The sequence below is a fragment of the Candidatus Palauibacter sp. genome (assembly GCF_965216145.1).
In the GTDB taxonomy this organism is placed as follows: domain Bacteria; phylum Gemmatimonadota; class Gemmatimonadetes; order Palauibacterales; family Palauibacteraceae; genus Palauibacter.
In genome coordinates this window covers 1,116,348-1,143,238 of record NZ_OZ244149.1, presented here as the reverse complement: position 1 = coordinate 1,143,238, position 26,891 = coordinate 1,116,348, and the positions used below count along the sequence as shown (strand labels likewise).

The following is a 26,891-nucleotide window of genomic DNA, read 5'->3' as shown; positions in this document are numbered from 1 at the left end:
CTGACCTGACCATGCCGGATTCCGTTACTGTTCGGGAACTGCTCGCGGGCGGTTCGGGGGAGAGTCCCGCCATCGCCGCCCCCGGACGCGAGTCGCTGGACTTCGCCGGTCTCCACAGGCACGTCGAGAGCACCGTCCGCGCGCTCAACGGCTTCGGCATCGGACGGAACGATCGCATGGCGATCGTCCTCCCGAACGGGCCCGAGATGGCCTCCGCCTTCGTGTCCGTGGCCTGCGCGGCCACGGCCGCCCCGCTGAATCCGGCCTACCGGCAGCCCGAATACGCGTTCTACCTCTCCGACCTGAGCGCCAAGGCGCTGATCCTCGAGGCGGGAAGCGACTCTCCCGCGCGGGTCGCGGCCGCCGACCTCGGGATCCCGGTCCTCGAACTGCATGCCGATTCCGAAGCTCCGGCCGGAACGTTCGAACTCGTGCCGGAGGGAGCCGGGGAGAACGGATCGGCGGGCGGCAACTCTGCAGGAGACGGCCTCCGGGGCGGTCTGGCGGAAGCGGGGGACATCGCCCTCATCCTCCATACCTCGGGGACGACGTCCCGCCCCAAGATCGTGCCGCTCTCGCACCGGAACGTCTGCGCCTCCGCGGCGAACATCCAGCGCACCCTGGAGCTGAGCGCCGCCGACCGCTGCCTGAACGTGATGCCCCTGTTCCACATCCACGGGCTGATGGCCGCGGTCCTGGCGCCGCTCGGCGTCGGCGGCTCGATCTTCTGCAGCCCCGGCTTCAACGTGCTCCGCTTCTACTCGTGGCTCGACGAAGCGCGGCCCACGTACTACACGGCCGTCCCCACCATGCACCAGGCCATCCTGGCGCGCGCCCCGCGGAACCGCGAGGCGATCGAACGGGCGGCGCTGCGCTTCATCCGCTCGGCCTCCGCCTCCCTGCCCCCGCAGGTGATGGCGGAACTCGAGGAGACGTTCGGCGCTCCCGTGGTGGAGGCGTACGCGATGACCGAGGCGGCGCACCAGATGACCTGCAACCCGCTCCCGCCCGCGGCCCGCAAGCCGGGGACGGTGGGAATCGCCGCCGGTCCCGAGGTCTCGGTCATGGACGAGGCCGGGGCGCACCTGGCGCCGGGCGAGGTGGGCGAGATCGTCATCCGCGGCGCGAACGTCAGCGACGGGTACGAGAACAACCCCACGGCCAACGCCGAAGCCTTCACCGACGGGTGGTTCCGGACGGGAGACCAGGGCAGGATGGACGCTGAGGGCTACGTCACGATTACGGGCCGCCTGAAGGAGATCATCAACCGCGGGGGGGAGAAGATCTCGCCGCGCGAGGTCGACGAAGCGATCCTCGACCACCCCGCCGTGCGCCAGGTGGTGGCGTTCGCGATGCCCCATCCCAAGCTGGGCGAGGAGGTGGTGGCGGCCGCGGTCCTCCGCGAGGGAATGGAGGCCACGCCGCGCGAGATCCAGGCCTTCGCGGCGGAGCGTCTCGCCGACTTCAAGGTTCCGCGGAAGATCCTCATCATGGACGACATTCCCAAGGGACCGACCGGCAAGCTCCAGCGCATCGGCATGGCCGAGAAGCTCGGCCTGGCCTGAGCCGGACCGGCCGCGGATGAAGATCTGCATCTACGGGGCGGGCGCGATCGGGGATATCTCGGTGTGCAGCTGTCGCTGGCGGGGGAAGATGTCGTGCTCATAGCGAGGGGCCCCCACCTCGAGGCCATGCAGCGGCACGGCGTGCGGCTTCTGATCGACGGCGAAGAGCGCGTCGCCCACCCCTTCTGCACGGACGACCCGGAGGAGGTGGGCCCGCAGGACTATGTGATCATCACGCTCAAGGCGCATTCCGTCCCCTGGATCGTGGAGCCGATGCAACCGCTGCTGAGGCCGGACACCGCGGTCGTCACGGCAACGAACGGTTTCCCGTGGTGGTACTTCTACCGTCTCGAGGGGCCCTGGCGGGACCGGCGCCTGGAGAGCCTCGACCCCGGCGGCGTGCAGTGGGACGGGATCGGCCCCGAACGCGTGATCGGCTGCGTCGTCTACGCCGCCACCGAGGTGTCGGAGCCCGGCGTGATCCGGCACCTGAAGTACAACCGCTTCACGCTCGGCGAGCCCAGTGGAGATAAGACGGAGCGGGTCAAGCGCCTGAGCCGGGCCCTGATCGAGGCCGGATTCCGGGTTCCGGTCCGCGGGATCCGGGATGAGATGTGGGTGAAGCTGTGGGGGAACCTCGCCTTCAACCCGCTGAGCGCCCTCACGCTGGAGACGCTGGACAACATCGCCGGAGACCCCGCCACGCGCGCCGTCGCGAAGACGATGATGCTCGAGGGACAGGCGGTCGCCGAGGCGCTGGGCGCCCGCTTCTCGATCGACATCGAGCGGCGGATCAACGGGATCGAGGCCGTGGGCGCCCACCGCACGTCAATGCTGCAGGACCTCGACAAGGGCCGCCCGATGGAGATCGATGCCCTCGTCACCGCCGTGCAGGAGATGGGGCGCATGGTCGACGTACCCACGCCCACGATCGACGTGGTCCTGGCTCTGGTCCGCCAGCGCGCGCGCGTCGCCGGTGCGTATCCCGCCGCCTGAACCCGCCCGAACCCGCCTCAACCCAACGGAGAACCACATGAAGAACCCGCCGGACGGCTGGCCGAGAATCACCCCCGCCGTGTTCTATGACGACGCAGGGGCCGCGATCGACTGGCTGACGAGCGCGTTCGGCTTCGAGGTGCAGGAGCGAATCGAGAACGAGCAGGGACAGGTCGTACATTCGCAACTCGCCCTCAACGGCGGGCTCATCATGGTCGGACAGGCGGGGCTGACGCCGGGCCGGACGTACCCCCGGTCTCCGCAGGGGGTCGACGGCGCGAACACGCAGTCGCTGATGGTGTACGTGGACGATGCGGACGCCCACTGCGCGCGCGCGCGGGCCGCCGCCGCCGCCATCACGACCGAGCCGGCAACCCAGGACTACGGCGAGGACTACTGGGCTGACCGAAGCTACGAGGTCAGAGACCTCGAGGGTCACTACTGGTGGTTCGTGCAGCGTCTCAGGGGGTAGCCGGCGACGCTCCGGTTACGGCCTCTGGAACGGACGCCGGGGCTGTCTCGGCTCGCGGATCGTCGGCACCGGGGCCCGGAACGTGATCGGTTGCGCAACCCAGATGCCCGTGGGCAGCCCGAGGCGCCTCGCCGGCTCGAAGCGCATGTTCATGGCGACCGTGCCTGCGGCCTCGTCGAGCACATCATAGCCGCTCGACTCCCTGATCTCGTACTTGAGGACCTCGCCCGACTCGGTGACATACAGCCAGAGGAGGGTCTTGCCTCCGCTGCCCCGCTCGATCAGCTCGGGTGGATACGCTTCGTCAAGCCACCGCTCGATTTCGTTGGTCTCCAGGGCGACGGGTAGGGTGTCCCAGGGCTCGCAACGCTGGCGGCCCGGGTCGGCGACCCTTCCTTCGGCCGCCTCGGGCCGAAACTCCACCCACTCGGAGATCCAGACGTCCGCGGGCGCGCCCTGGTTCAGCGCAGGCTCGAACTCCATGGCGTCGGCGACCTGCATTGCGGCGCAGTCCAGATCGTCGTTCCCGCTGGATGTCTTGACCGCGCCCGATCCGCCACGGCCGGCCGTGTCGACGTGCACCCAGACTTCGACTCGGCCTCCCACACCCTGTTCGAGGAGCTCCGGCGGATAGGCTCGCACCACCTCCTGCTGCACTTCGGGCGCGTTGGCGATGACGGGCGACACTTCCGCGGGCGTGGGGCCCGACGGAACTCGACGGAAAGACCGCGAGGGCGCAGAGGCCGCACACGAAGCGACGGTCAGCGCGACAGCACCCGTCACCGCCAGCCTGCGCGTCATACCCATCGGTGTCGGCTGCCTCCCAGAGTAGCTCCTCGGCCGGTCGCCTGGACCCGGCACTTCCCCCGCACCCGGATCAGGCACCGAAGAGGGGGATCTCGAACACGCGCGCGAAGATCAGGATCACGCTCAGACCCGAGAAGATCAGCAGGCTCAGTCCCCCGAACCAGCGTGCGAACGAGGACGGGTAGAAGACCTCGTCCTCCTTCGGGATCACCTTCAGACAGTAGTAGAGGTTGAAGAAGTAGATCACGGGCGCCACGAAGAAGGCGAGCGCCGAGGCGACGAGCACGAGATACACGGGGCGCGGGTCGAACGCGATGTAGAGGACGGAGGCGATGAGCGAATAGAACATCGTCATCCGATAGATGTTGTACTCGGAGTTCCACGCCCTCCGCCGCTCCGGATCGGCCCGTTCCTCGGGCGAGATCCCGTGCAGGCGGGCCGTGGCTCGGAAGAGGTTCCGGCAGCAGGCGCCGACGATGCGTGGCCACCCGTCGAAGTAGTTGAAGGCGGTGGAAAAGGTGGCGGCGAGCGCCCCGAGGATGAAGACCATCATCATCCACGGTCCCACGCTGAGCGTGAAGATCCCGGCGATCTCCCCCATGACAGCGTGTCCGGCGATCGGGCTCGGATAGAGCCACACCGCGGCGAGGAGGACGAAGATCGCGGCGAGGAAGAAGGAGACGACGTGGCCGGTGCGGAAGTCCCACAGCCCGATCCGGAACCAGCGGCGGCAGTATTCGCGAGCGTCCGGCGAGAGCCTGGAGATGTCGACGGCAAGGTCGGATCGCGGTGAAGAGAACGGATCGAACCGGGGCACGACGCCGGCCTCCTCGAGGCGGGGCCGGATCTTGCTCATTCCCGCCCGCTTCGCCTTCCCCCATTCGGACGCCTGCAGCGACACGTCGATGCCCGTAGGCAGGAGGCCGAGGAAGCCCGCGATGACGAGCCACGAGCCGTCCGGGATCTCGACCAGGAAGAAGTATCCCATCTGTGCCAGGGGGGCCGGCTGGACGAAGTAGACGGCGAGCGATGAGATGACGAGTACGCCCGCGAGGACCTTCGTCGTGGTCTCGAGCGCCCGGTAGCTGCCCCGGAGGATGATCGCCACGGAGAGCACGCCGAGCAGGGCCGCGTAGACCTCGATCGCAACGGGGAGACCCAGGGTTTCGCTGAACAGGTAGTAGAGCACCGCGGCGGCCGCGATCAGACGCCCCGCCTGGCCGATGGCGCACTGGATGAGTGTCGTGATCATCACGTACCACAGCGGCCACTTCCACCGCGCCGTGGCGTAGGCCTCGAGCAGGCTCTTGCCGGTGGCGTTGGTGAACCGGAAGGCCATCTCGAAGCCGTAGTACTTGAACACGTAGGCGACGGGCAGGCACCAGAGCAGCGCGTAGGCGAAGCGGCCCCCGGCGGTGGGTGCGGTGACGAGGTGGCTGGTCCCGATGCCCGTCATCATGAGGATCATGCCGGGACCGAAGTGCGCGAGGAGATCGCGCGGACGCATGGAAGGCAGAGTGAAGTCGTCCCGATTCAGTCCATCGACGGCCTTGGATTCGCGATCGGACACGCCAGGAACTCCGTTCAGAGACCACAGCTTCACGCCGCTGCCTTTCAGGCCGGACACGGAAGGTACGGAGGGCATCGCTCCCTGCCGAGGGGTCAACGATCCGGGCTCGGGGCGACACGCCGGACGTTCCCGCGGGAACGCGGCGGTGGAAAGGCGCCGGATACGGACCTATCGTTCCGAACCCCGGCAACCACAGACCACCCAAGCGAATGGAGGTACGGATGTCTGCAAGTCTTCCCCCGCTGCGCGGCGTGTGCTGCGTTCTGACACTGGTTCTGGCTGCGGGCTGCGGCCCCGCACCCTCCGAGGAGGAGGACAACCCCTTCGTCGGGGCGTGGACGCTCGCTTCGTGGGAGAGTCGGTCGGCCGACGGCGAGGTGACGCTCCCCTACGACGGGAGCCCGGCGGGCCAGATCACGTATACGGCGGACGGCCGCATGTCGGCCCAGCTCATGCAGGTCGGGCGGGAGTTGCCGGCCGCGGCGGAAGTCACCGGGCAGGAGATGCGGGATGCGATCATGGGTGGTTTCTTCTCCTACTACGGGGACTACAGCGTCGACATGGATGCCGGGGTCGTCACGCACCATGTGGAGGGAGCGCTGCTGCCGAGCTGGGTCGGCTCGGACCGGCCGAGGTCGTTCACCTTTGACGGACCGGACCGGCTGATTCTCAGCACCGAGCCGGACCCGGCGCGGGGCGGGGGCGCAATCGGTACGCTCGTCTGGGAGCGCGTCTCCGGCCGCTGAATCGCCGAGCGCTCGCCCGCAACGACCGTCGCTCAACAGAGACTTCGAGGACACGTCATGAAGAAGTGGAACATCGCCGCGCTCGTCCTGCTGGCCGCCTGCGGGACCGCGGGACCGGAGGACCCGGCCGACCTCGTGCTGATCAACGGGGACGTGTACACGCTCGACGATGAGCGGCCCGCCGCCGAGGCGATCGCGATCCGCGGGGAGCGCATCGCGGTTGTAGGCTCGAACGCGGAGGCCGAGGCGCTGGTGGGGCGCGACACGCGCGTCATCGACCTGGACGGCGCCTTCGTCTCGCCGGGCTTCAACGATGGCCACGTGCATGTCGAGAGCACGGGGGCTTTGATCGTGGGCGTCAACCTGCTGGAGGTGCACGAGCCGGAGGGCTTCCGCGAGGAGATTGCGCAGGCGGTGCAGCGTCTCGCGCCCGGGAGCTGGATCACGCGCGGCGACTGGGGCGCTTACGAGCAATGGGAGGTCGGCTCGACGGGCCGCGAGGGTGATGGCGGCGGTGCGGAGGCGGGCGAGGCCGGAGCTGACGGGCCGTTCACGCCGCACCGCGATCTCATCGACGACGTGACCCCGGATCACCCGGTCCTGGTGAACCGCTTCGACCGCTCGATGTACCTCGCGAACAGCCTCGCGCTGGAGCTGGCCGGCATCACGGACGCCACACCCGCGCCTCAGGGCGGCACGATCGCGAAGGCCGAGGACGGCCGGGTCACGGGCATCCTCACCGGCACCGCCGTCGACCTCGTCCAGGCCGCCATCACGCCCAAGTCGTTCGAGCAGCGTCTCACCGAGGTTCGCGCCGTGCTCCGGGAGGCGCGCGAGGGCGGCGTGACCACGATCCAGGACATCACCTCCTCCGAGCAGTTGCGTGCCTACCAGGAACTGCGGGCGCGCGGCGAGCTGACCGCCCGCATCAACATCCGTCCCTCGCTCGACAACGTGACCCACACCGGCGGGCTCGGCATCACGCGCGGCTTCGGCGACGACTGGCTCCGCTTCATCGGCTACAAGGCGTGGGTCGACGGCATCATGGGCGGCTCGAGCGCCATGTTCTACGAGGAATACGACCACGCGCCCGGCAACTTCGGGATCGTGCGTCAGATCATGCTTCCCGAGGGCATCGACGGTCTCGCGCTGTCGCTGGCCCGGGACCAGAACTACACCGAGTTCCCGAAGGGGAACCTCCAACGCCTCATGGAGGAGGCCGTGCCGACCGGCCTCCCGCCTCACATCCACGCCATCGGCGACAAGGCGGTGAAGGTCCTGCTCGACCTGTTTGAGGCTGTGTTGAGCGACAACGACATGATCGAGGCGGACCACCGCTGGCGGATGATCCACGCGCAGGTCGTGGAGGAGGCGGACTTCCACCGCTTCGGCGAACTCAACCTCGTGGCGGAGGTGAACCCGTACCACATATCGGACGACATGCGCTGGATGGAGGAGAGGATCGGCTCCGAGCGGTCGCGCGGCGCATACGCGTTCCGGGCGCTGAAGGACGCGGGGGCGGTGCTCGTGTTCGGGAGCGACAGCCCCGGGACGAACGCGGCCCGCTACTTCCTGCATCCGAGGTACGGCCTGTACGCGGCGGTGAGCCGACAGACGCTCGCCGGCGAGCCGGCCGAGGGCTGGTTCCCGGAGCAGCGGCTGACGATCGAGGAGGCGATCGAAGCCTACACGCGGAACCCCGCCTGGGCCTCGTTCGAGGAAGAGATCAAGGGCACGCTGACGCCCGGCAAGCTGGCGGACATCGCGGTGTTCGACGTGGATCTGATCGAAGCCGGACGGGACGCCCCCGCGCGGCTGCTCGATGCCGAGGCGCTGTACACGATCGTCGGCGGGCGCGTCGTCCACGAGCGTGGCGCCCCGTAGCTGCTTTACGGATCCGCGAGCCCGCAATAGGTTGAAACGTAGAGGGATAGGTGGAGGCGCGGGGAATCAAACCCCGCCGGTTGGGTGTCAAGTCCGGAACCGGGTACACCAGTACCGTCCCCGCCGACCCTCCGTTCGAGGGGAAGGTGGAGGCGCGGGGAATCGAACCCCGCCGGTTGAGTGTCAAGCCCGCACCGGGTACACCAGTACCGCCCCCGCCGGCCCCTCTCTCCGCGATTCTTCCAGAGAGCGCAAAAGGGTCCAGCGCAGGGTCCGGTCCGGAAGCATCCCGCTATCAAGACGGAGGAGTGGGGCGAACGATCGGCAGTGAGCCGGATGTGCGAAGACGGGGAGGAGCTTCGGTGAAGCGCCTAGGTGTCGAGGAACCGCGAGCTTTCCTCGGTCCGTGGAAGTTCGCAGGCCGTCTTCCGGCCGAACCATCGGTATCGGTTCCGGGCCACGAAGCGGTAGGCGAGATCGCGCAGCGGGGCGGGGACGACGAGGAAAACCGCGACTAGCGGCCACCCGCGACCGAGACCGGCAGCGATACGGAGGGCGGCTGCGCTCCGCAGGTAGCCCCGGCCGTTCGCAACGAGGACCAGCGACCACTCGGCAGGATCCTCAGCGTCCAGGGCAAGGCCGACGTGAGCGAGGATCCGGCGACCCGCCTCCGACTGCAGGGAAGCGAAGCGGAAACGGCCGCGCCGGTCCCGCGGGATGATGAAGCGGACGGCGCCCGCACACAGGTTGCAGACGCCGTCGAAGAGGACGATCGGGCCCTCGAGGCTCAGGTCGGCGGGCCGGGCCGCTTCGGTCACGGCACGAGGCGAGGTCTCGCCATGTTCTTGAGGAGGAACAGCCCGTCGCCCGTTCCCGTCACGGCGATCGTCCCGCTCTCGAAGAACGGGTAGTTGCTCCACGACGCGCCGCCCTCGTACGGGGATGTGTCGAAGAAGCCGATCTCGACCGGGTTTTCCGGATCCGAGATGTCGAGGACCCGGAAACCGGCCGAGTAGTTCGACTGGTACATGAGGTCGCCGACGATGTAGAGGTTGTGGTCGGTGGCCGTCGTCTCGGCGATGTACTCCTTGGCGAGGACAGGGTCGTCGAGGTCCGTCACGTCCCACACCAGCGTGCGCGTCCCGGCCACGAGGCCCTGGGGCTCGTCCCCCTCGTCGTTCATGTAGAAGTAGCGGTGGTCGTCCGTCAGCCAGCCCTGGTGCGCATAGGCCACGTTCGGATAGCGGATCGTGGCGAGGCCGATCGGGGCGTCCTTGTCGCTGACGTCGGCGATGTTGAACGCGGTCTCGTTGGAGCCGAGGCAGATCTCCTTGCCGGCGTGCTCCGTGTCGGGCCCTTGATAGATGACGCACTGGGCGTCGTGTACGTATCCGGTGCCGCGGCGCCCCGTCCCTTCCTGCGCGAAGCAGCCGGCGAAGACGGGCCGGGCCGGGTCTTCCAGGTCGATCATGTGGAGGCCGCCGCCGCAGGTCTCGCCGCCGCCGCTGTTCCCGACCGCATAGGCGAAGCCGGTCTCTTCGTTGATGACGATGTTGTGGGCCGAATGGATCCCGTCGTAGAGGTAGGTCTCCTCGAACGTCACGGGTTCGTCCCCAACGTCTCGCAGTTGCCGGAGATCGAAGACCTGCACCCCGTGCTCGAGGGCGGCGTCGGCGACGATGTAGGCGTGATCGCGATACACCTTGATGTCGCGCCAGATCATGTGCCGCGAGCCCTCGGTGGCCGGAAGGTCGCCGAGAAAGCGGGGGTGGTAGGGGTCGCTGACGTCGACGAACGAGGTGCCGTCCGTCCGTCCGACGAGCGCGATCTCGCGGCCCGTGTCCGGGTCGGTCCAGCCCCAGATGTCGTTGACGCGGGTGGCCCGGGTTCCGCCGAGATCCTTGATCGGCAGGAACGCCGTGATGTTCACGTCCCGGCACTCGAAGATCGTGGCGTTGCCCTCGAGGCATTCGATCTCCTCGCCCGCGATGGCGGGGAAGCCGCGATAGTCGTTGACCAGGGTGCCGTGCTCTTCCCAGGTGCCCGCTCCGGATCGCTCGTAGACGACGGCGGCACCGGCCCGGGAATCCACGCCCGTCGCGCCCACGACGAGGTGGTCGCCGGAAAGGACGGCGGTGCCGGCGAAGCTCGAGCGCTCCCCCAGCGGCGAGCGCATCAGGACGGAGGCCTCGCTCCAGCGGCCGTTGGTATCGCGCCGGTAGGCATACAGGGTGCCGGCGCCGATCATGCTGCCCGGCGCCCCGATGAGGATCTCGTCGCCATCGAAGCCGATCGAAGATCCGAACTGCGCGTTGGGTTCGGGCAGCAGCGGGCCGAGCCGGGCTTCCAGGCCCCAGCCCTCCGGCCCCCGCGCGAACGCGAACACCGCCCCACCGCTCTCCCGGAGCGCCGGAGCACCCACGAGCGCGAAGCCGTCCCGCACCGCGAGCGAGGTGCCATAGCCGCTGCGCTCCGCGAGCGAAGGTGCTTCGAGGTTGCCGCCGAACGTCCACAGGCCCGAGGCGTCGCGGTCGAACGCGAATACGGCGGGCCGTCCGACATCGTCCTCGCGCGTGCTCACGAGCAGCGCGTCACCGTCCAACGCCAGCGCCGCGCCGAAGCCGGAGGCGGCCACGCCGGTCGGCGGCTGCACCGGCCCGCCGGGGGAAAACGCACCGTCCGGCCCGCGGCCGTACCAGAACACGGCGCCCCGTCCATCGTCCGCCCCGGGAGCAGACACGATCACGATATCTTCCGACACGGCAATCGCGCTGCCGAACGCCCCGCCCCCGCCCTCGGGCGCTTCGAGCCGGGCGGCCTGCTCCCATCCGCCCGATCCGTCCGCCCGGAACACGTAGACCGCGCCGGCGCCGTCCCCTTCGAGCGGCGCGCCCGCCCACAACCACTCCCCGCGTGCGGCGATCGCGCGCCCGAAGCCGTCCGGCACCCGTATCTCGTCGGACACCGTGACCTGGCCCGTCTCGGTCCAGCCCGCGGCGGTTCGGCCGAAGACCCACACGATCCCCGACATCGTCCCGTTGCCGGCCTCGCCGACCAGCACCTGATCGCCGCTCACCGCCAGCGCACCGCCGAACTGCTGCGCGGCGACGCCCGCCGGCAACGCGAAGACCAGCGCCGCCGCCACTGAGAGCACTCGTCGATCCATGAGGCACCTCTCCCGGAATTCCGTTCGCTCAAGCTCGATGCAAGCTGCGCCGTCACCCGACCGACACGCCAGCGTCCGCCGCTTCCCCATGCGCCGCGCCGCACGCCGCCGCGCGGGCTACGGTTTCGCCGGGTGCGTTTTCGGGCGTACGTTCAGAATCTGCACGGAATCCCGCTATCAGCAGGAGGTAGTCATGTATCGCGCCGCCCGCTTCGCTTCCGCGAGCCTGCTTCTGGTCCTCTTCATCGGGGTCGCGCCCGTCTCGGCCCAAAACGGGGACGGGGCGAAGACGCTCTCCCTCGACATGTACATGGACTGGGAACGGGTCTCGAATCCCCAGATCTCCCCCGACGGCCAGCACGTTGTCTACACGCGCGGCTGGATCGACCAGATCAACGACCGCTGGGAATCCACGCTCTACATCATGAACGCCGACGGCACCCGCAAGCGGGAGTTGATCGACGGGTCCGGCGCCATCTGGTCCCCGGACGGGACGCGCATCGCCTTCACGGCGGCGGGCGAGCCGGAGGGCTCGCAGATCTTCGTGCGCTGGATGGACGCGGAGGGCGCGACGACCCAGATCACGCGGCTGGAACATTCCCCCGGCAGCCTCCGCTGGTCGCCGGACGGGACGCAGATCGCGTTCACGATGCTGGTCGAGGACGAGGAGAGATGGCCGATCGACATGCCGAGCCGGCCGGACGGCGCCACCTGGACCGAGGGCCCGAAGATCGTCACCCGCATGGACTACCGTCAGGACCGGCGCGGGTACGTGGACCAGGGCCATTCCCACATCTTCGTCGTCCCGGCCGACGGCGGGACGCCGCGTCAGCTCAGCGACGGCACCTGGAACCACAGCAACCCCCAGTGGAGCGCGGACGGGAGCGAGATCTACTTCTCGTCGCTGCGCGAGGAGGACTCCGAGTATAACTGGCGGGAGTCCGAGATCTACGCCGTGAGCGTCGCCTCGGGTTCGATCCGGCAGCTCACCACGCGGCGCGGACCGGACGGGGGCGCCTATCCCTCGCCCGACGGCAGCCTCGTCGCCTACGCGGGGCAGGACTGGAACGACGACACGTACCGGAACTCGCATATCTACGTGATGAACCCCGACGGCTCGGGCGTGCGGCAGATCTCCGGCGACTTCGACCGCGGCCTGCGGGGGAGCCCGCAGCTCATGTGGGCGCCCGACGGGAGCGGCGTCTACTTCAACGTGAGCCGCGAGGGCACGCGCAACCTGCACTTCGCGTCGGCCGATGGGGGCGTAAGCGAGGTCACGAGCGGCAACCATCTCCTCAGCCTGAGTTCGTTCACCGAGGACGGGATGGCGCTCGGCACGCTCAGCGACGCGCACGGTCCGGGCGATGTCGTGTCGTTCGATCTCGACGACGGCGCCAACGTCATGCAGCTCACGCACGTGAACGACGATGTCCTGGCCGGGGTCACGCTGGGCGAGGTCGAGGAGGTCTGGTACAAGTCGGTGGACGACTGGGACATCCAGGGCTGGATCGTAAAGCCGCCCGACTTCGACCCGTCGAAGCAGTATCCGCTGATCCTGTCGATCCACGGCGGGCCACACGGCATGTACAACACCGGCTTCAACTTCGGCTGGCAGGAACACGCCGCGAACGGGTACGTCGTCCTCTACACCAACCCGCGCGGCAGCTCCGGGTACGGGACCGACTTCGGGAACGCGATCAAGAACGCGTATCCCTCGAAGGACTTCGACGACCTGATGGCGGGCGTCGATGAGGTCGTGGCGCGCGGCTACGTCGACGAAGACAACATGTTCGTGTACGGCTGCTCCGGCGGCGGCGTGCTCACCTCATGGGTGGTCGGGCACACGGACCGCTTCCGCGCCGCCTCGGCGAACTGCCCGGTCACGAACTGGCTCTCGTTCGTGGGGACGACGGACGGCCCCGGCTGGTACCGCAACTTCGAGAACTTCCCGTGGGATGACCCCTCGGAACACCTGCGCCGCTCTCCGCTCATGTACGTGGGCAACGTGACGACGCCCACCATGCTGATGACGGGAGAGATGGACCTGCGGACGCCGATGCCGCAGACCGAGGAGTATTACCAGGCGCTGAAGATGGAGCGCGTGCCGACGGCCATGATCCGCTTCCGCAACGAGTGGCACGGGACGAGCAGCACGCCCTCGAACTTCCTGCGCACGCAACTCTTCCTGCGCAGCTGGTTCGAGAAGTTCGGCACCCACGACGACGGCGACGCCAGGGCCGTCTCGGACGACGCCGGTTCCTAGCGCATAGCGCTGGCGCCGGGCCCGATCGCCCGGTCGCGAGCAGACTGCGGACGCCCCGTTCGAGCTTCGGTTCGGACGGGGCGTTTCGCGTCGATTAGGGTCCGAGCGCGCCGATGGGGATGACGGTCACGCCATCCGGCCGGCGGTAACCGTACGGACTGCCCGTAATGACGCCCAGCGTCGCCGGCTCGCCGGTGCGTTCCGTATCGACCCGGTCCGCAAACTTGAGGAGAGCCTGCGCCGCCTCCTCGATCCTTCCGGCACCAAGCTTGATCTCGAAGGCCGCCCACCTATCCGGCCCTCCGTCCACGATCGCATCCACCTCGAGACCGGTGTTGTCGCGGTAGTGGTAAACGGTCGCGCGCGTGGCCTGTGCGTAGACGCGCAGGTCCCGCACGACCATTGACTCGAAGAGGAATCCCATCCATCGAAGGTCGCGCAACAGGTGTTCCGGTCCGGCACCCAGGGCCGCCACGGCGAGGGACGGGTCGACGAAGTGCCGCTTCGGCGTGTTCCTCATCCGCGACCGCGAGCGCAGGTGGGGTGCCCACGGCCGCTGATGCTCGACGACCATGAGTCGTTCAAGGGCCCTCAGGTACGAGCGGGCCGTCTCGTTCGAGAGCGAGGCGTCCGAACCGCCCGCGTCCTCGGCCATCGTCGCGACGGTGGCACACGTTGCCGTATTGCGCGCGATCGAGTCCAGGAAACGTCGCACCCGCTCCGGATCTCTCGCGATGCCGTCGACCCGGCGGACATCGGTACGACAGACCTCGTCCAGGTAGTCCCGGTTGGCCACCATCGCGTCTTCCGCAGACCGTCCGCGCAGGTGTCCGGGCCATCCGCCGACGCACAGCAGTTCCGCGATCTCGTCGAGCGACAGTTCGTGCTTCAGGCTCGGCGCGGGCTCTCCGCGAAGCAGGCGCTTCAACGAGATGCGACCCCCGGCACGCTCCCGCGGGACCGGGGCCTTAGCCCCCCCCAACTCGAACAGCGACATGGGGCGGAGCCGAAGTCGGCTCATCCGCCCGGCGCCCGTGTGCCGCGTGATGTCGTCGGGGGGGACCGCCGATCCCGTGAGAATGAAGTGCCCCTTCCCGGGGCGATCATCCACCGCGCGGCGGATGTAGTTCCAGATGGCCGGTTCCACCTGCCACTCGTCGATCAGCCGGGGTGTGGGCCCCTCCAGGAGGAGCCGCGGGTCCACCGCCATCACCTCGGCGACGGACGGATCCGCATCCACGAGCAGCTCGCTCGATGCCGCCTGCCGGGCTGTCGTCGTCTTTCCGCAGACGCGGGGGCCCTCGATGACGACAGCGCCCGCCGAAGCGAGACGCCGGGCCAACTCGCGGTCCGCGATGCGGGGAACGTAGTCTGGAACGGATCGAGCGTTACGTGCCATGATCGTGAATCTGACGGCTCGTTTGGCGATCTGCAACGTCTACGGTCGATCTATTGCAAGGTTGTTGTTCGTGGATTTGCAATATACGTGGCCGTGTTTCTGCAATCCCGAAGCTTGCAGAAGGATCTTCGACGCCTGTCGCCGGGGCGGGCGGCGCTGCGCCGAAGTTTTCGGGCTATCGACCTGGTCCGAGCAGGACGGCGTTCATGAACAGGAGTTGCGTCGCCTCGGCATAGGCGCGGTAGTTCGGGTCTTCCGCGAAGGCCACGAGCTGCCCGCTCCCCACGGGCTGGTGGATGAGGAACGCCTTGCTGGCCAGCTGTGGCTGAGATTCCTCCCACACGATGCCGCTGAGGACGAGATTTTCGAGGTCGGCGTAGCGGCCGACGTTCGTGCCCTCGTCCAGCGTGATCGGACGGAAGACGCGCGAGCCTTCTACGAGGACGCCGATCTCGCCGTCGGTGCCGGCCGCGAGCCAGTGTTCCGTGTCGAGCACTGTGCGCAGGATCGCGCCCGGCACGCCCTCGGGTGACTCATCCTCCGGCGAGATGGCGTCGAGGTATTCGATGGGCTGCTCCGAGGTGTCGGGCTCGGGCGGGTCGTCGCCCTCGACCCGCCCGCCGCGGCGCTCCGTCTCGGTGGCCAGCAGTCCGGCCCGCGAGGCCCAACGCGAGGACTCGGCCATCGTGATGAGGGTGCCGCCGTCGCGCATCCAGGCCCGCAGTCCGTCGAGGAGCCCGTCGCCCACGGCGTCGCCGTAGTTGCCGCTCGGGAAGACGATGACGTCGTAGTCGGTCAGCCGCGCGCGGCCGAGGCTCGACGCCCGCACCGCGGTCGTGCGCTGGCCATAGCGCCGCTCGAGGACGTAGCGGGCCCAGCCCACGGAGAGGCTGCGGCCGGGGGCGTCGTAGACGAGCAGCACGCGCGGCTCGCGCAGCGCCCGGACGCGGCGGCTCCCCAGCGACATGCCCTCGCGCACGTACGCGTCGTCGATGGGCACGACCTCGGCGCGGTGCCGGGCGGCGATGCCGGCCAGGCGCTCCCGCGCGTCCGGGCCGTTCTCGGCCGCCCGGACGATCGCGGTGCCGACGCCGAAGCGGCGGCCGTCCAGCGTGAACTCCGCGCCGGCCGCCCGAATACGGATGCCCTCGCGGAGCGCCTCGGTCACCGCCGCGGCCCCGTTCGTGCCCCACGGGATCAGGTACCCGACGAGCGCCTCGGGCAGCGGGGGCACGTCCGCCGCGGGCACGCCCGCCTGCGCCCCGCCCGCCTCGAGCAGGCCCTCCCCCGCTGCGATGGGCTCGCCGCGCGCGCCGGTCGCGGGCGTCTCGATCGCCTCGACGTCCCACAGCAGCGCCTGGCTCCACGCGGTCAGATCGTAGATCTCGTCCGGCTGCCGGTTCGCGCGGCGCTCGATCTGCCGCCTCACGAAGTCCTCCTCCATGGGGACGTGAGCGTCGAGGAGGTTGTGGATGAAGCGGTGCGTCGGCTGGTCGAGCGGCACGATGAAACTCGCGTCCGCGGCCAGCGTCCGGGCGCCGACGGTCACCGGCCCGGAGGCGCGAAACACGTCGATCCCGTTCTCGGCCAGCAGCCCGGCGAGCCGTTCCGCCATCCCCGGGTCGTGCGCCGAGTGGAGCACGATCTCGGCCGGTCCCCGCTCGCCGAGCGCGATCCCCTCGCGCCGGAACGCGAGGTAGTCGCGCAGGATCCGACCCCGGTTGCGCGCGGACGTGAGCGCCGTCTCGATCGCCGCCGTGAAGTGGTGCAGCACGCCGTCGCCGTACGTGAGCAGGTCGCCGTCCGAACGCCGCAGCACCAGCGCCCGGGCGCTCGCCTGCTCGTACGTCATGCCCAGGGCGCCGTGGCCCATCGGCCACATGTCCACGTAGCCGGGATAGAAGAGGTCGTACACATCCCGGTTGAAGTACGCGAACCCGCGCGCGTCGAACCGGGCCCCGATCGCCTCCCCGAACACGTCCATGAGCGCGATCTGCCGCTCGCCGTACCACGGGTTGGAGGGGGCCGCCGTGGGCGGAAAGAAGTAGGTCGCGTCCCCTCCCATCTCGTGCAGGTCCGCCACGATCTGGGGCCGGTACTCGAGGAAGATGTCCACCTTCCCGCGCGTCTCGGGCTGGCTCTGGATGAAGAGGTCCCGGTTGAGGTCGAACAGGTAGTGGTTCCCGCGCCCGCCGGGCCACGGCTCGTCGTGTTCGGCGGAGACCCCGGCCTCGTCCGGCCACCGGGCCTGCGCGATCCTGTTCTGGTATACGAAGCGGTTGCGCCCGTCGGGGTTCTCCATGGGATCGATGAGGACGAGCGACTCGGACAGGATGAGGTCGACGTCCGCATCTCCCGTGGCCGCGAGCAGGTGGTACGCCTCGGCCATGGCCGCCCCGCTCGAACTGATCTCGTTCCCGTGCACGCCGTGCATGAGCGCGGTGACGACGGGAAGCTCGGCCATGAGCGTCTCGGCCTCCGCGTCGGAGAGCCCGCGCGGATCGGCGAGCCGCGCGATCCCCGCCTTCACCTCCTCAAGCCGCGCCATCCGTTCCGGCGACCCGATGACGAGGACGACGAGCGGCCGGCCCTCCCAGCTCTCGGCGTAGCGGATGAGTCGCGTCCGCTCGGGGGCGGCGGCGGCGAGCGCTTCCATGTAGCGGATCACATCGGCGGGCGGCGTGACGGCCTCGCGGAAGCCGTGTCCCGCCACCTCTTCGAGGGTCGGCATCTCGGGGTCGTAGCGCGCTCCGGGCGCGAGTTCCTGCGCCTGGGCGGGCAGCTGGATCGCGGCGGCGAGCGCGAGCGTGGATAGCACGGGCACATCTCCGGGGTTCGAGAAACACAGCGGACGGCGACTCACTATTGCACGATCCGCGCGGCGTTGCACCATGGGGCGATCAAGGTTCATCCTCAGGTTCGTCCGACCTTTGCCCCGCCACCCACGGTCCGGCCGGAGAAGACCCAATGAGCGAACCTGCCGCGCGCACCGGCTCCAGCTTCTGGAAGAGCTTCGGGCCCGGCCTCATCTGGGCCGCGACCTCCATCGGGGTCTCCCACCTCGTGCAGTCCACGCGCGCGGGGGCGGAGGCGGGGTTCGCCTTCGTCGGCGTGATCGTCTTCGCGCTCATCCTCAAGTATCCCTTCTTCGAGTACGGGGCGCGGTACGCGGCCGCCACGAGGCGGAGCCTGGTCGAGGGATACCGCGACATCGGCCGCTGGGCGCTGTGGCTCTTCCTCGCCATCACCCTCATCACCGCGATCATCTCGCTCGCGGCCCTGGCGATGTTCATGGCGTTCCTCACGCGCTACGCGTTCGGGGCGGAGTGGCCGCTGGCGGCGACCGCGGCCGTGCTGATGAGCGCCTGCGTGGCGGTCCTCGTCGTGGGGCGCTACCGGGGCCTCGACATCACGATCAAGATCCTGCTCGCGATGCTCGTCCTCTCGACCGTGGCGACCGCGCTCGTGGCGGCTCCGCGCGCGGACCTGTCGACGCTCGCCCTGTGGCCGGGCGACGTCGTGGGCACCGTCGTGCCGTTCGCGTTTCTCCTCGCCCTCATCGGATGGATGCCGTCGCCCGTCGACGTGGCGGTGTGGAGCAGTCTGTGGACGCTGGCCAAGGACAAGTCGACGGGCGCCCGGACATCGGTCGCGGACGCGAAACGTGACTTCCTGGTCGGGTTTGTCGGGACCGGTATCCTCGCCCTCGTCTTCGTGTCGGTCGGGGCCACGGTCCTCTACCAGGCGGATGTGACGCTGAGCGGCGCCGGCGCCGTGTTCTCGACGCAGCTGGTCGACATGTACAGCACGACGCTCGGCTCCTGGTCCCGTCCCATCGTCCTCGTAGCGGCGATGGCGACGATCTTCTCGAGCCTCCTCGCCGTGACGGACGGTTTTCCGCGGGCGATCGAACGCACGTTGGCGAACCTGCGCGGTAGCGTCGCGGCGGAGACCGTCACCCGGGTGGGCAGGGTCTACTGGGGGAGCATGATCGCGCTCCCCCTCATCGCCTTCTTCATCATCCTCGGCTTCTCCGGCAGCCTGACCGCGATGGTGGACTTCGCCACGATCGTGGCCTTCCTCACCGCGCCCATCCTCGGGTACTTCAACCTGCGCGCCGTGACCTCGTCCGCGGTGCCGGCGGAGCACCGGCCGGGCCGTCGCATGGTCGCCCTCACCTGGGTGGGGCTCGTCCTCCTCGGCGGGACCGGCGTCGCCTACCTCGCGTCGCTGCTCCTGTGACCCGCCCGTGAGCGCCGCGTCAACGGAAGTCGTGGGGCACGTCGTCCGTCTTCACCGCTACCCCGTGAAGTCGATGGGGGGCGAACGCCTCGAAGCGGTCCGGATTACACCCCGAGGCGTGGAGGGGGACCGGGCCGGGGCGCTGGTAGACCGCGGGACCGGACGCGTGGTGAGCGCCAAGCGGCCGCGCACGTGGGGCGCCGTGTTCGGTCTCTCGGCGAGCTTCGCGGGTGGGAACGGGGACGGGCCGATTGTGGTCCGGTTCGAGGACGGGGAAACCGTGTCGAGCGCCGACCGCCGGCGGCTGGAGGTGCGCCTGAGCACGCTGCTGGATCGCGACGTGGCGTTCGCGACCGAGTCGCCGGAGGGCGCGACGTGCGAGTACCACTGGCCCGACATGGACGGCCTGGTCCAGGACGGACGGACGTACCGCGACGAGATCACGTCGTGGGAACTGCCGACCGGAGAGTTCTTCGACAGCTCGAGCCTGCACGTCCTGACCACGGCGAGTCTGGAGCACCTGCGCGGCCTCGTGCCCGGGAGCGATTTCCACCCGGACCGGTTCCGGCCCAACATCATCATCGAGCCGGCCGCCGGCGCGCGGGGGTTCGTCGAGAACGCCTGGGTGGGTCGAGCCCTGCACATCGGCGAGGCCCGCATGCAGGTGACCAAGCCGTGCCTGCGCTGCGTCATGGTCACGCTCCCGCAGGGGGACCTGCCGAAGGATCCGCGGGTGTTGCGCGCCGCCTTCGACCACAACGGGGGGAACGTCGGCGTGAAGTGCGAGGTGGCCGGGGCGGGCACCGTCAGGGTCGGCGACGAGGTGCGCCTCGCCTAGACCGCCGCTGGGGGCGCGAGATCTCGCGCCCGGGGAAGGGAGTCCCCGCTGGAGCATTTCGGCGCCGTAAGCCTGATCCCGACCGCGGTCGTGCTGGCGGTTGCCATAGCGACGCGCCGGCCGGTCGAATCGCTCATCGCGGGCGCGATCGTCGGGTTCGTGATCCTGGCGCCGAGCGATCCGCTCACGGCGTTCACGGACGGCATGGTCGCCGTCATGCAGAACGAGACGGTGGGCTGGATCATCCTCGTCTGCGCCCTCTTCGGCAGCCTCATCACGCTTCTCGTCCGGGTGGGCGCGGCGGGCCGCTTCGGCGACGCGGCCTCGGAACACATTCGGAGTCGGGGCGGAGCGCTCGCCGTGACGTGGCTGTTGGGGCTCGTCGTGTTCATCGACGACTACCTGAACGTGCTCGCGGTGAGTTCCTCCGTGAAACGCTTCACCGACCGCCACCGCGTCTCGCGTGAGATGCTCGCCTACGTCGTGGACTCGACCGCCGCGCCGGTGTGCATCCTCGTCCCCATCTCCACATGGGCCGCCTTCTTCGCCGGCCTGCTCGAGGACACCGGATGGGCGGAGCCCGGCCGCGGCCTCGCCCTCTACGCCGACGCGATCCCGTACATGCTGTACGCGTGGATCGCCGTCGCCATGGCGGTCCTGGTCGGGATCGGCCTCGTCCCGGCGCTCGGGCCGATGCGGAAGGCCGAACGCCGCGCCCGGGAGACGGGCCAGGTCGTGCCGCCGGGCATCGAGGAGGCGGCGCTCGAGGGGGACATCGACGCGGCCGCGGCCGAGCGCGCCCACCCGTGGCACTTCGTCCTCCCCATCGTGACGCTCGTGGCCGCCACGTGGCTGCTCGACCTCGACATCCTGAAGGGCGTCGTCGTGGCGCTCTGCCTCACCCTCGCCATGGTGGTGGGAACGCGGCTCCTCCGCGTGGGCGCGGCGCTCGACACGGCCATGGCGGGGGTCCTCACCATGATCGTCCCGCTGGCGACGGTGTTCGGCGGCTTCCTCCTCAAGGAAGTGAACGACGGGCTCGGGCTCACGGCCTATCTCATCGAGACGGTGGAACCGCTGATGACGCCTCGGCTCCTCCCGGCCGTAACCTTCCTCACGATGTCGTTCGTCGCCTTCGCGACGGCCTCCTTCTGGGGAATCTTCGCGGTGGCGATCCCCATCGTGCTGCCGCTCGCGGACTCCGTCGGGGCGGAGATGCCGCTCGTCATCGGCGCGCTCATCTCGGCGAGCGCGTTCGGGAGCCACGCCTGCTTCTACGGCGACTCGACCGTGCTCGCGGCGAGGGGCGCCGGCTGCGGCGTGGTCGAGCACGCGCTCACGCAGCTGCCCTACGCCCTCTTCGCGGCGGCGCTGGCCGCCGGAGGTTTCCTCGTTCTGGCTTGATCCCTCGTCGCGGTTTCTTGATCTTGGGAGGGGAGAGAGGAGGCGCTCTGCATGTCGAACCCGCCAGCATGACCGGACGAGGACCTCGCGCCGTCCTCGTTGCGCTGCTCGGATTTGGAGCCGGCGCGGGGGATCTCGCGGCCCAGGACCCGGACTGTGACGACCGTGCGGTCTTGGGGGCGGTGGTCCTTGACGAGTCCGGGGCGGTTCCGGTGCCGAACGCGACCGTGATCGTGCGGTGGACCGACACCGAGCGGGTGAGAAGGCCGGTGCGCGAGGATGTCGGAAGCGGTGGGCGTCTGGTTCTCTGTGCTCCGCGGGACGCGAGACAGGCCACGCTGTGGGCCGAGTTCGGGGACGCGTCCAGCGAGGAGGCGGTGGTCGTCATCGTCGCCGGGGCCTCCCACGAAGTAGAACTCACGCTGCGCTCGGGGCCGGTAAGGACCGGGCGGCTCATCGGCGAGGTGCGGGACGCCCTGACGGATGATCCGGTGGTCGCGGCGGCGGTGTCCGTCCCCGGTCGCATGGAGGTGGCCGAGACCAACCGCCGGGGGCGGTTCGTCCTCAGCGGTGTTCCGGTCGGAATGCAGGAGTTGGCCGTGCGGCACCTCGGTTACGCTCCGCTTTCTCATATGGTCGAGATCTCACGTGGCCTTACCACGGAGGTGGACATCGGTCTGGTCCCGGACCCGGTGGAGATGGAACCGCTCGTGGCGACGGCGTTGAGGTTGCGCCGGCTGGAGGTCAAGGGGTTCTACGAGCGCAGGTACTGGGGTGAACTCGCCGGCACGGGCACCTTCTACACGGCGGACGACATCGATCGCCGCAGGCCGGTGGAGATCTCGCACATGGTCGCCGACGAGTCGGGCATCCGACTCGAGTGCGGCCTCCGGCGTACCACGTGCCGCCTGGTGAACACGAGGCTGTCGTCGGGGTTCACGCCCGATGCCTGTCCGCTGAGTTACTATGTGGACGGCATGCCGGCGAGGGGGGCTGCGCTGGACGAATTCGTGAAGCCGGTCGAGATCGCCGGCATCGAGGTATACAAGGGACTCGCGTCGGGTCCGGCGGAGTTCCCCGCATCACGGTGTGGGATCATCGTTGTGTGGACAAAATAGGTCTCGGAAGAGAGACCTGAGGAGAAGAGGGAAGAGATGAAGAGAAGCAATGCGTGGTACCTGGCCGTCTTCTTCGTCGCGGGGTGCGGCGGAGGATCCGGCGAGGCCGAGATGGCGGAGACGGGCGAGGCCGCTGATGAAATGGCCTCGGCCGAAATGGCGTCTGCCGAACTGAGTTGTGTCGTGATGGGGGACGCCGAGGGACGGCAGAGCCCGCTCCAGGAGCTTCGGTTCTCGGCCGGCGGCGGTGAGGCCCTGCTGTGCTACGGGGCGCCTTCGGCCCGCGAGCGCGTGGTCATGGGCGAACTCGTTCCGTTCGGCGAGCCCTGGCGCGTCGGGGCGAACGAACCCACGACGCTGCACCTGTCGGCGGACGCCATGGTCGGCGGCGTCGCGCTCGCGGCCGGGAGCTACTCGCTGTACGCGATCCCCGGCGAGAGCGAGTGGGAGTTCTACCTGAACTCCAACTTCGAGCGCTGGGGGATCCCGATCGACGCCGAGGTCCGCAGCACCGAGATCGGCAGCTTCAGCGCGATGCCCTCCGCCACCGCGGAGATGGTCGAGATGATGACCTTCGAGCACATGGACGGCGCGCTCCGTCTCTCGTGGGAGAATACCCAGGTCGACATCCCGCTCGGCATGTAAGCCGAACGCCCGGCGCTACCGTCAGCCTTGGCGGTGGCGCCAGAGGCGGGTCTTCAGGTGCTGCTTGACGGCGGGCCATTCGTGGTGCAGCACGGAGTACATCACGTCGTCGCGCACGCTCCCGTCGCGGCGCAGCGAGTGGTTGCGGAGGACGCCGTCCTTCTTCGCGCCCAGCGCCTCGATGGCTCGCTGGGAGCGCAGGTTCATGCCGTCCGTCCGGAGTCCCACCACTCCGCATCCCACCGTCTCGAACGCGTGCGTCATGAGGAGCAGCTTGCAGGCCGTGTTGACGTATGTCCGCTGGTGGCTCGCCCCGTACCAGGTGTAGCCGATCTCGACCCGGTCCACATGCGGCAGGATGTCGTGGTAGCGCGTGGAGCCGATCACGGCGCCCGTCTCCAGGAGCCGGACCACCCACGGCAGCATGTGACCGGCGGCCTGACCCTCGAGCGCGGTCTCGATATAGTCCGTGACCTCGTCCGGGGCTGGGACGAAGGTGAAGAAGAGGTTCCACAACTCGCCGTTCGCCGCCGCCTCGGCGAGCGCGTCCGCGTGCTCTGGACCCAGCGGCTCGAGGCGGACGCCGTGGCCCTCGAGCGTCACGGGTTGAAGTTCGATCATCGAAGCGTCCCGAGGTCGGGAACGGCGGTCACCGGACCGACAGTCACTCGGTTCCCGCGCCGAGCATGCGGGCGCTGATCCCCTCGCGGTCGACCATCGCCCCCCGCAGGTAGACCGCGTCGATCTGGCGCGAGTTCGTGATGTCGTCGAGCGGGTTCGCGTCGAGCACGATGAAGTCGGCGCTCTTCCCGGCGGCGATCTCGCCGAGTCCGTTCCAGTTCATCAGTTCGGCGGAGGTCTTCGTCGCGGCCACGATGACGTCGCCCGCCGTCATCCCGGAGCGGACCATGTCCTCCATCTCCTGGTGCGGCGCCCAGGCCGCGTTGCCGTCCGTGCCGAAGGCGATCGTCACGCCGGCCTCGGCGAAGCGGGCCAGGTTCCGCGCCTGGATGCCGAACGACGCCTGCGCGGCGGGATTGTCCGCGGATGCCGCCTGCATCTCCGCCAGCTGGTCGGCGGGAACGGTGCCGCCCAGCCAGCTCAGGTCGAGCGCCACCCCGGGTCCGGGGAGGTTGGGGACGAGCACCACCTCCGGGCGCTCCGCCCACAGTTCCATGAGTTCGTCATCGGCGTCGAGATCCCGCACGCCGTGGGCGAAGATATCGATCCCAGCCTCGAGCAGCCCCTTGGCGTCTTCCAGGTAGAAGACGTGCGCCGTGACCATGAGCCCGTGCTGGTGCGCCTCGTCGATGATCGCGCCGTAGAGTTCCGGGGAGAGCCTCTCGTACTGCCCCCCGCGGTCGTCGACCCAGATCTTGACGATGTCGACCTGCCGTTCGGCCAGTTCCCGAACCGCAGCCCGTGCCTCGTCCTCCGTCTCGATCCAGTAGGGGACATCGGAGCGACCGGGCTCCGGCATCGTGATCCCGCGCCCGGCCGTCTTGGAACGCGCCGCGTCCGGGACGAGTTCCTCTCGCATCTCGAACCCGACGTTCCCGCTCTCGGTGCCGAGGCTCACGACGGCCCCCGCCCCGTAGTACGCCATGTGCTGGAGCTGCGTGGTCCGTTCGTCGCGTTCGGAGGCGAGGTGGATGTGCGCGTTCACGAGCGCCGGCATGACCGTCTTGCCGCCGAGATCGACCCGCTCGGCGCCGGCGGGCACCTCGACCTCGCCGCTCGCCCCGACCGCCGCGAACTGTCCGTCCTCGACCACGAGCACGGCCGACTCGATCACCGAGCCGTCGCCCGTGATCACGCGGGCGCCCTCGAACGCGACCGCGCCGGCGCCATCTCCGCCGCCGTCCGGCGCGCAGCCCGCCAGAAGTCCGGCAGTCGGAAGGAGGATTGCGAGGCGGGTGAGGGTGACCGATGGGGATCTTGTGGTTCGACGCATTTCAACCTCCTGTCAGGCTCTGCTGGGACGCCCTTAGTATAGGAGCCCGATTACTCGCGTGTACACGGACGAGACCGAGCCTGCGATGACCCATATCCCCCGCACCCTGCACAGCTTCGAACGCACGGCTTGCCTGCTGCTGCTTCTGCCATTCGCGGGGTGTGCTGCGGGCGACCCGGAAGGGGCAGCCGGCGACATCATCCAGACAGCGCACCACGATTTCCGGGTGGAAGAAGTCGCCGACGGCCTCGTGCGCCCGTTCTCGATGGTCTTCACGCCGGAGGGCGATCTGCTCGTCACCGAGCGGCCCGGCCGGCTTCGCATCATCCGGGACGGTGCGCTACTCCCCGGCTCCGTGGAGGGCCTGCCGGAGATCCGGGCGCTGGGCCGCGGCGCGCGCTCCATGAGCGGCTTCGAGCAGGCTGGCCTGCGCGACGCGATCCTCCACCCGGACTTCGCCACGAACCGGCTGCTCTACCTGAGCTACGTGAAACCGGGCGCGGACTCGCTGGGCACGATCGCGATCGCCCGGGGCCGGTTCGAGAACGACCGCCTGACCGACGTCGAGGAACTGTTCCACGCGGACGCGTTCGGGAACGGGACGGATAGAAGCTCGATGTGGGGCGGGCGCCTCGTGTTCGACCACGACGGCTACCTGTTCATGACGTTGGGCGACCGGCAGTGGCCCTCGGCCGGCGACCTCATGGCGCACCCGGCGCAGGATCTCTCCAATCACAACGGAAGCACGATCCGCATCCACGACGACGGTCGGATCCCGCAGGACAACCCGTTCGTGGGCCGCGACGGGATCCACCCCGAGATCTGGACGTGGGGCCACCGGAACGCGCAGGGGATGGCGGTCCATCCGGAGACGGGCGAACTGTGGCAGAACGAACACGGCCCGCAGGGCGGGGACGAACTGAACCTGATCGAGCCCGGCCTCAACTACGGCTGGCCCGTGGTCGGCTACGGGGTGAACTACCGGACCGGCGCGCGCATCCACTCGGCGACGCTCATGGAGGGCATGGAACCGCCGGACTACATCTGGGTCCCGTCGATCGGCGTCTCCGGGATGCTCTTCTACACCGGCGAGGCCTTCCCCGAGTGGCGCGGGGACATGATCGTCGGCGGTCTGAGCGGCCGGCGTCTCGCGCGGCTGCGGATGGAGGGGCAGGAGGTGGCGCACGAGGAGACGCTCCTCCAGGGGATCGGCCGCATCCGCGACGTGCGCCAGGGACCGGACGGCTTCGTCTACGTCGCCATCGATGGGGAAACGCGCGACATCGACGGCCCCGCAACCGGCATCGTCCGACTCGTGCCCGCGGGACGGAGGTAGCCCATGTCGAGACCGAGGTGGCTCCCATGCAGGAGGTGGCGGACGGCGACGGAGGATCGGGATTCGCCTTCACGCTCCCGGTGTCATCCGCATGGGCGGCCAGGCTGAAGGCGATTGAACTCTCCGCGCCCGGAGGGGGTCATCTCGGAACCCTCGCAGGCGTCGCGGCCGACCCCGGCGCCATCGCATCGGTGCTGCGGGACGCGGCGGACCTCGAGATCCTGATCTCTCGCGGCATCCCCGCGCCGGAACAGTGGAGGCGCTAGCTCTGGATCTCAGGATGACTGTTCACCGGCGCGAGATCTCGAGCAATCATGGGAGTGTCGGTGCCCCTGTGTCGGCCTATGCCAATTGAAAGTCTCATTTTGAATTGGCATAAGGCTTCGCAGGGACCAGCAACAACCCCCAGGCAGCCTCCGGTCTCGCTCCCTCGGGTTGTCGGGTGGAGCGGCTCCAGCACACGCATCGCGATGCCGCAGAGGCACT

General features: G+C 69.2%; 20 protein-coding genes and 1 pseudogene. 13 read left to right on the top strand and 8 right to left on the bottom strand.

What is annotated here, in order from left to right; translation table 11 throughout:
- Positions 1 to 11: 11 nt before the first annotated feature.
- The 3 genes and pseudogenes from ACOOHF_RS05030 (at position 12) to ACOOHF_RS05020 (ending at position 3,033) form a co-directional block, all read left to right on the top strand.
- Positions 12 to 1,565, top strand: a complete 1,554-nt coding sequence (locus tag ACOOHF_RS05030; RefSeq protein ID WP_420463635.1) for an acyl--CoA ligase — start codon at positions 12 to 14, stop codon at positions 1,563 to 1,565.
- Positions 1,566 to 1,581: 16 nt separating this feature from the next.
- Positions 1,582 to 2,561, top strand: a pseudogene (locus tag ACOOHF_RS05025) (2-dehydropantoate 2-reductase).
- Between the two features lie 37 nt (positions 2,562 to 2,598).
- Positions 2,599 to 3,033 carry a VOC family protein gene (locus ACOOHF_RS05020; RefSeq protein WP_420463634.1) on the top strand — a complete coding sequence of 145 codons (435 nt, stop codon included), beginning with the start codon at positions 2,599 to 2,601 and terminating at the stop codon, positions 3,031 to 3,033.
- Positions 3,034 to 3,048: 15 nt separating this feature from the next.
- Here the strand turns inward: ACOOHF_RS05020 and ACOOHF_RS05015 are convergent, their stop codons facing one another.
- Positions 3,049 to 3,720, bottom strand: coding sequence for an energy transducer TonB (locus ACOOHF_RS05015; RefSeq protein WP_420463633.1), 672 nt, complete (start codon positions 3,718 to 3,720; stop codon positions 3,049 to 3,051).
- A 190-nt stretch (positions 3,721 to 3,910) separates the two neighbouring features.
- A complete protein-coding gene (locus ACOOHF_RS05010) occupies positions 3,911 to 5,410 on the bottom strand; it encodes an Nramp family divalent metal transporter (protein ID WP_420463632.1) in 1,500 nt (499 codons plus the stop codon).
- A 221-nt stretch (positions 5,411 to 5,631) separates the two neighbouring features.
- Here ACOOHF_RS05010 and ACOOHF_RS05005 point away from each other — a divergent pair, with 221 nt between their 5' ends.
- Both ACOOHF_RS05005 and ACOOHF_RS05000 read left to right on the top strand, forming a co-directional pair.
- Complete coding sequence (locus ACOOHF_RS05005) at positions 5,632 to 6,156, top strand: lipocalin-like domain-containing protein (RefSeq protein WP_420463631.1); 525 nt, start codon at positions 5,632 to 5,634, stop codon at positions 6,154 to 6,156.
- Positions 6,157 to 6,213: 57 nt separating this feature from the next.
- Positions 6,214 to 8,040: an amidohydrolase gene (locus ACOOHF_RS05000; RefSeq protein ID WP_420463630.1), complete on the top strand. Its 1,827-nt coding sequence runs from the start codon at positions 6,214 to 6,216 to the stop codon at positions 8,038 to 8,040.
- Between the two features lie 371 nt (positions 8,041 to 8,411).
- Here ACOOHF_RS05000 and ACOOHF_RS04995 read toward each other — a convergent pair whose 3' ends face one another.
- Together ACOOHF_RS04995 and ACOOHF_RS04990 are read right to left on the bottom strand one after the other, a co-directional pair.
- Positions 8,412 to 8,858, bottom strand: a complete 447-nt coding sequence (locus ACOOHF_RS04995) for a thiol-disulfide oxidoreductase DCC family protein (protein ID WP_420463629.1) — start codon at positions 8,856 to 8,858, stop codon at positions 8,412 to 8,414.
- On the bottom strand, positions 8,855 to 11,206 hold the full coding sequence (locus ACOOHF_RS04990) for a choice-of-anchor B family protein (protein WP_420463628.1): 2,352 nt from the start codon (positions 11,204 to 11,206) through the stop codon (positions 8,855 to 8,857). The genes ACOOHF_RS04995 and ACOOHF_RS04990 overlap by 4 nt, the downstream gene beginning before the upstream one ends.
- 193 nt (positions 11,207 to 11,399) lie before the next feature.
- Here ACOOHF_RS04990 and ACOOHF_RS04985 point away from each other — a divergent pair, with 193 nt between their 5' ends.
- A complete protein-coding gene (locus tag ACOOHF_RS04985) occupies positions 11,400 to 13,469 on the top strand; it encodes a S9 family peptidase (protein WP_420463627.1) in 2,070 nt (689 codons plus the stop codon).
- Between the two features lie 94 nt (positions 13,470 to 13,563).
- On the opposite strand, the gene ACOOHF_RS04980 is transcribed toward ACOOHF_RS04985, so the two are convergent.
- Positions 13,564 to 14,868 carry an ATP-binding protein gene (locus tag ACOOHF_RS04980; protein ID WP_420463626.1) on the bottom strand — a complete coding sequence of 435 codons (1,305 nt, stop codon included), beginning with the start codon at positions 14,866 to 14,868 and terminating at the stop codon, positions 13,564 to 13,566.
- 175 nt (positions 14,869 to 15,043) lie between these two features.
- Positions 15,044 to 17,686 carry a M14 family zinc carboxypeptidase gene (locus ACOOHF_RS04975; protein WP_420463625.1) on the bottom strand — a complete coding sequence of 881 codons (2,643 nt, stop codon included), beginning with the start codon at positions 17,684 to 17,686 and terminating at the stop codon, positions 15,044 to 15,046.
- A gap of 149 nt (positions 17,687 to 17,835) precedes the next feature.
- Here ACOOHF_RS04975 and ACOOHF_RS04970 point away from each other — a divergent pair, with 149 nt between their 5' ends.
- The 5 genes from ACOOHF_RS04970 to ACOOHF_RS04950 all read left to right on the top strand — a co-directional run bounded on the left by ACOOHF_RS04970 (position 17,836) and on the right by ACOOHF_RS04950 (position 23,115).
- Positions 17,836 to 19,110 carry an NRAMP family divalent metal transporter gene (locus ACOOHF_RS04970; protein ID WP_420463624.1) on the top strand — a complete coding sequence of 425 codons (1,275 nt, stop codon included), beginning with the start codon at positions 17,836 to 17,838 and terminating at the stop codon, positions 19,108 to 19,110.
- A 7-nt stretch (positions 19,111 to 19,117) separates the two neighbouring features.
- Positions 19,118 to 19,948, top strand: coding sequence for an MOSC domain-containing protein (locus ACOOHF_RS04965; RefSeq protein WP_420463623.1), 831 nt, complete (start codon positions 19,118 to 19,120; stop codon positions 19,946 to 19,948).
- A gap of 48 nt (positions 19,949 to 19,996) precedes the next feature.
- Entirely contained in the window at positions 19,997 to 21,352 is a 1,356-nt protein-coding gene (locus tag ACOOHF_RS04960) for a Na+/H+ antiporter NhaC family protein (RefSeq protein WP_420464337.1), read from the top strand.
- A gap of 68 nt (positions 21,353 to 21,420) precedes the next feature.
- Complete coding sequence (locus ACOOHF_RS04955) at positions 21,421 to 22,470, top strand: carboxypeptidase regulatory-like domain-containing protein (protein WP_420463622.1); 1,050 nt, start codon at positions 21,421 to 21,423, stop codon at positions 22,468 to 22,470.
- A 36-nt stretch (positions 22,471 to 22,506) separates the two neighbouring features.
- On the top strand, positions 22,507 to 23,115 hold the full coding sequence (locus tag ACOOHF_RS04950) for a DUF2911 domain-containing protein (RefSeq protein ID WP_420463621.1): 609 nt from the start codon (positions 22,507 to 22,509) through the stop codon (positions 23,113 to 23,115).
- A 21-nt stretch (positions 23,116 to 23,136) separates the two neighbouring features.
- Here ACOOHF_RS04950 and ACOOHF_RS04945 read toward each other — a convergent pair whose 3' ends face one another.
- Both ACOOHF_RS04945 and ACOOHF_RS04940 read right to left on the bottom strand, forming a co-directional pair.
- Positions 23,137 to 23,736 (bottom strand): GNAT family N-acetyltransferase, encoded by a 600-nt coding sequence (locus ACOOHF_RS04945; protein WP_420463620.1) that lies wholly within the window; start codon positions 23,734 to 23,736, stop codon positions 23,137 to 23,139.
- A gap of 43 nt (positions 23,737 to 23,779) precedes the next feature.
- On the bottom strand, positions 23,780 to 25,069 hold the full coding sequence (locus ACOOHF_RS04940; protein WP_420463619.1) for an amidohydrolase family protein: 1,290 nt from the start codon (positions 25,067 to 25,069) through the stop codon (positions 23,780 to 23,782).
- An 85-nt stretch (positions 25,070 to 25,154) separates the two neighbouring features.
- On the opposite strand from ACOOHF_RS04940, the gene ACOOHF_RS04935 reads away from it, so the two are divergent.
- Together ACOOHF_RS04935 and ACOOHF_RS04930 are read left to right on the top strand one after the other, a co-directional pair.
- Positions 25,155 to 26,405, top strand: coding sequence for a PQQ-dependent sugar dehydrogenase (locus tag ACOOHF_RS04935; RefSeq protein ID WP_420463618.1), 1,251 nt, complete (start codon positions 25,155 to 25,157; stop codon positions 26,403 to 26,405).
- Between the two features lie 17 nt (positions 26,406 to 26,422).
- Complete coding sequence (locus ACOOHF_RS04930) at positions 26,423 to 26,671, top strand: hypothetical protein (RefSeq protein WP_420463617.1); 249 nt, start codon at positions 26,423 to 26,425, stop codon at positions 26,669 to 26,671.
- Positions 26,672 to 26,891 lie beyond the last annotated feature (220 nt).

Coding starts and splice junctions, on each gene's coding strand:
- ACOOHF_RS04940 (WP_420463619.1), bottom strand. CDS start 25,069: ATGCGTCGAACCACAAGATCCCCATCGGTCACCCTCACCCGCCTCGCA.
- ACOOHF_RS04985 (WP_420463627.1), top strand. CDS start 11,400: ATGTATCGCGCCGCCCGCTTCGCTTCCGCGAGCCTGCTTCTGGTCCTC.
- ACOOHF_RS04955 (WP_420463622.1), top strand. CDS start 21,421: ATGACCGGACGAGGACCTCGCGCCGTCCTCGTTGCGCTGCTCGGATTT.
- ACOOHF_RS05005 (WP_420463631.1), top strand. CDS start 5,632: ATGTCTGCAAGTCTTCCCCCGCTGCGCGGCGTGTGCTGCGTTCTGACA.
- ACOOHF_RS04990 (WP_420463628.1), bottom strand. CDS start 11,206: ATGGATCGACGAGTGCTCTCAGTGGCGGCGGCGCTGGTCTTCGCGTTG.
- ACOOHF_RS05030 (WP_420463635.1), top strand. CDS start 12: ATGCCGGATTCCGTTACTGTTCGGGAACTGCTCGCGGGCGGTTCGGGG.
- ACOOHF_RS04970 (WP_420463624.1), top strand. CDS start 17,836: ATGAGCGAACCTGCCGCGCGCACCGGCTCCAGCTTCTGGAAGAGCTTC.
- ACOOHF_RS04950 (WP_420463621.1), top strand. CDS start 22,507: ATGAAGAGAAGCAATGCGTGGTACCTGGCCGTCTTCTTCGTCGCGGGG.
- ACOOHF_RS05020 (WP_420463634.1), top strand. CDS start 2,599: ATGAAGAACCCGCCGGACGGCTGGCCGAGAATCACCCCCGCCGTGTTC.
- ACOOHF_RS04935 (WP_420463618.1), top strand. CDS start 25,155: ATGACCCATATCCCCCGCACCCTGCACAGCTTCGAACGCACGGCTTGC.
- ACOOHF_RS05000 (WP_420463630.1), top strand. CDS start 6,214: ATGAAGAAGTGGAACATCGCCGCGCTCGTCCTGCTGGCCGCCTGCGGG.
- ACOOHF_RS04980 (WP_420463626.1), bottom strand. CDS start 14,868: ATGGCACGTAACGCTCGATCCGTTCCAGACTACGTTCCCCGCATCGCG.
- ACOOHF_RS04945 (WP_420463620.1), bottom strand. CDS start 23,736: ATGATCGAACTTCAACCCGTGACGCTCGAGGGCCACGGCGTCCGCCTC.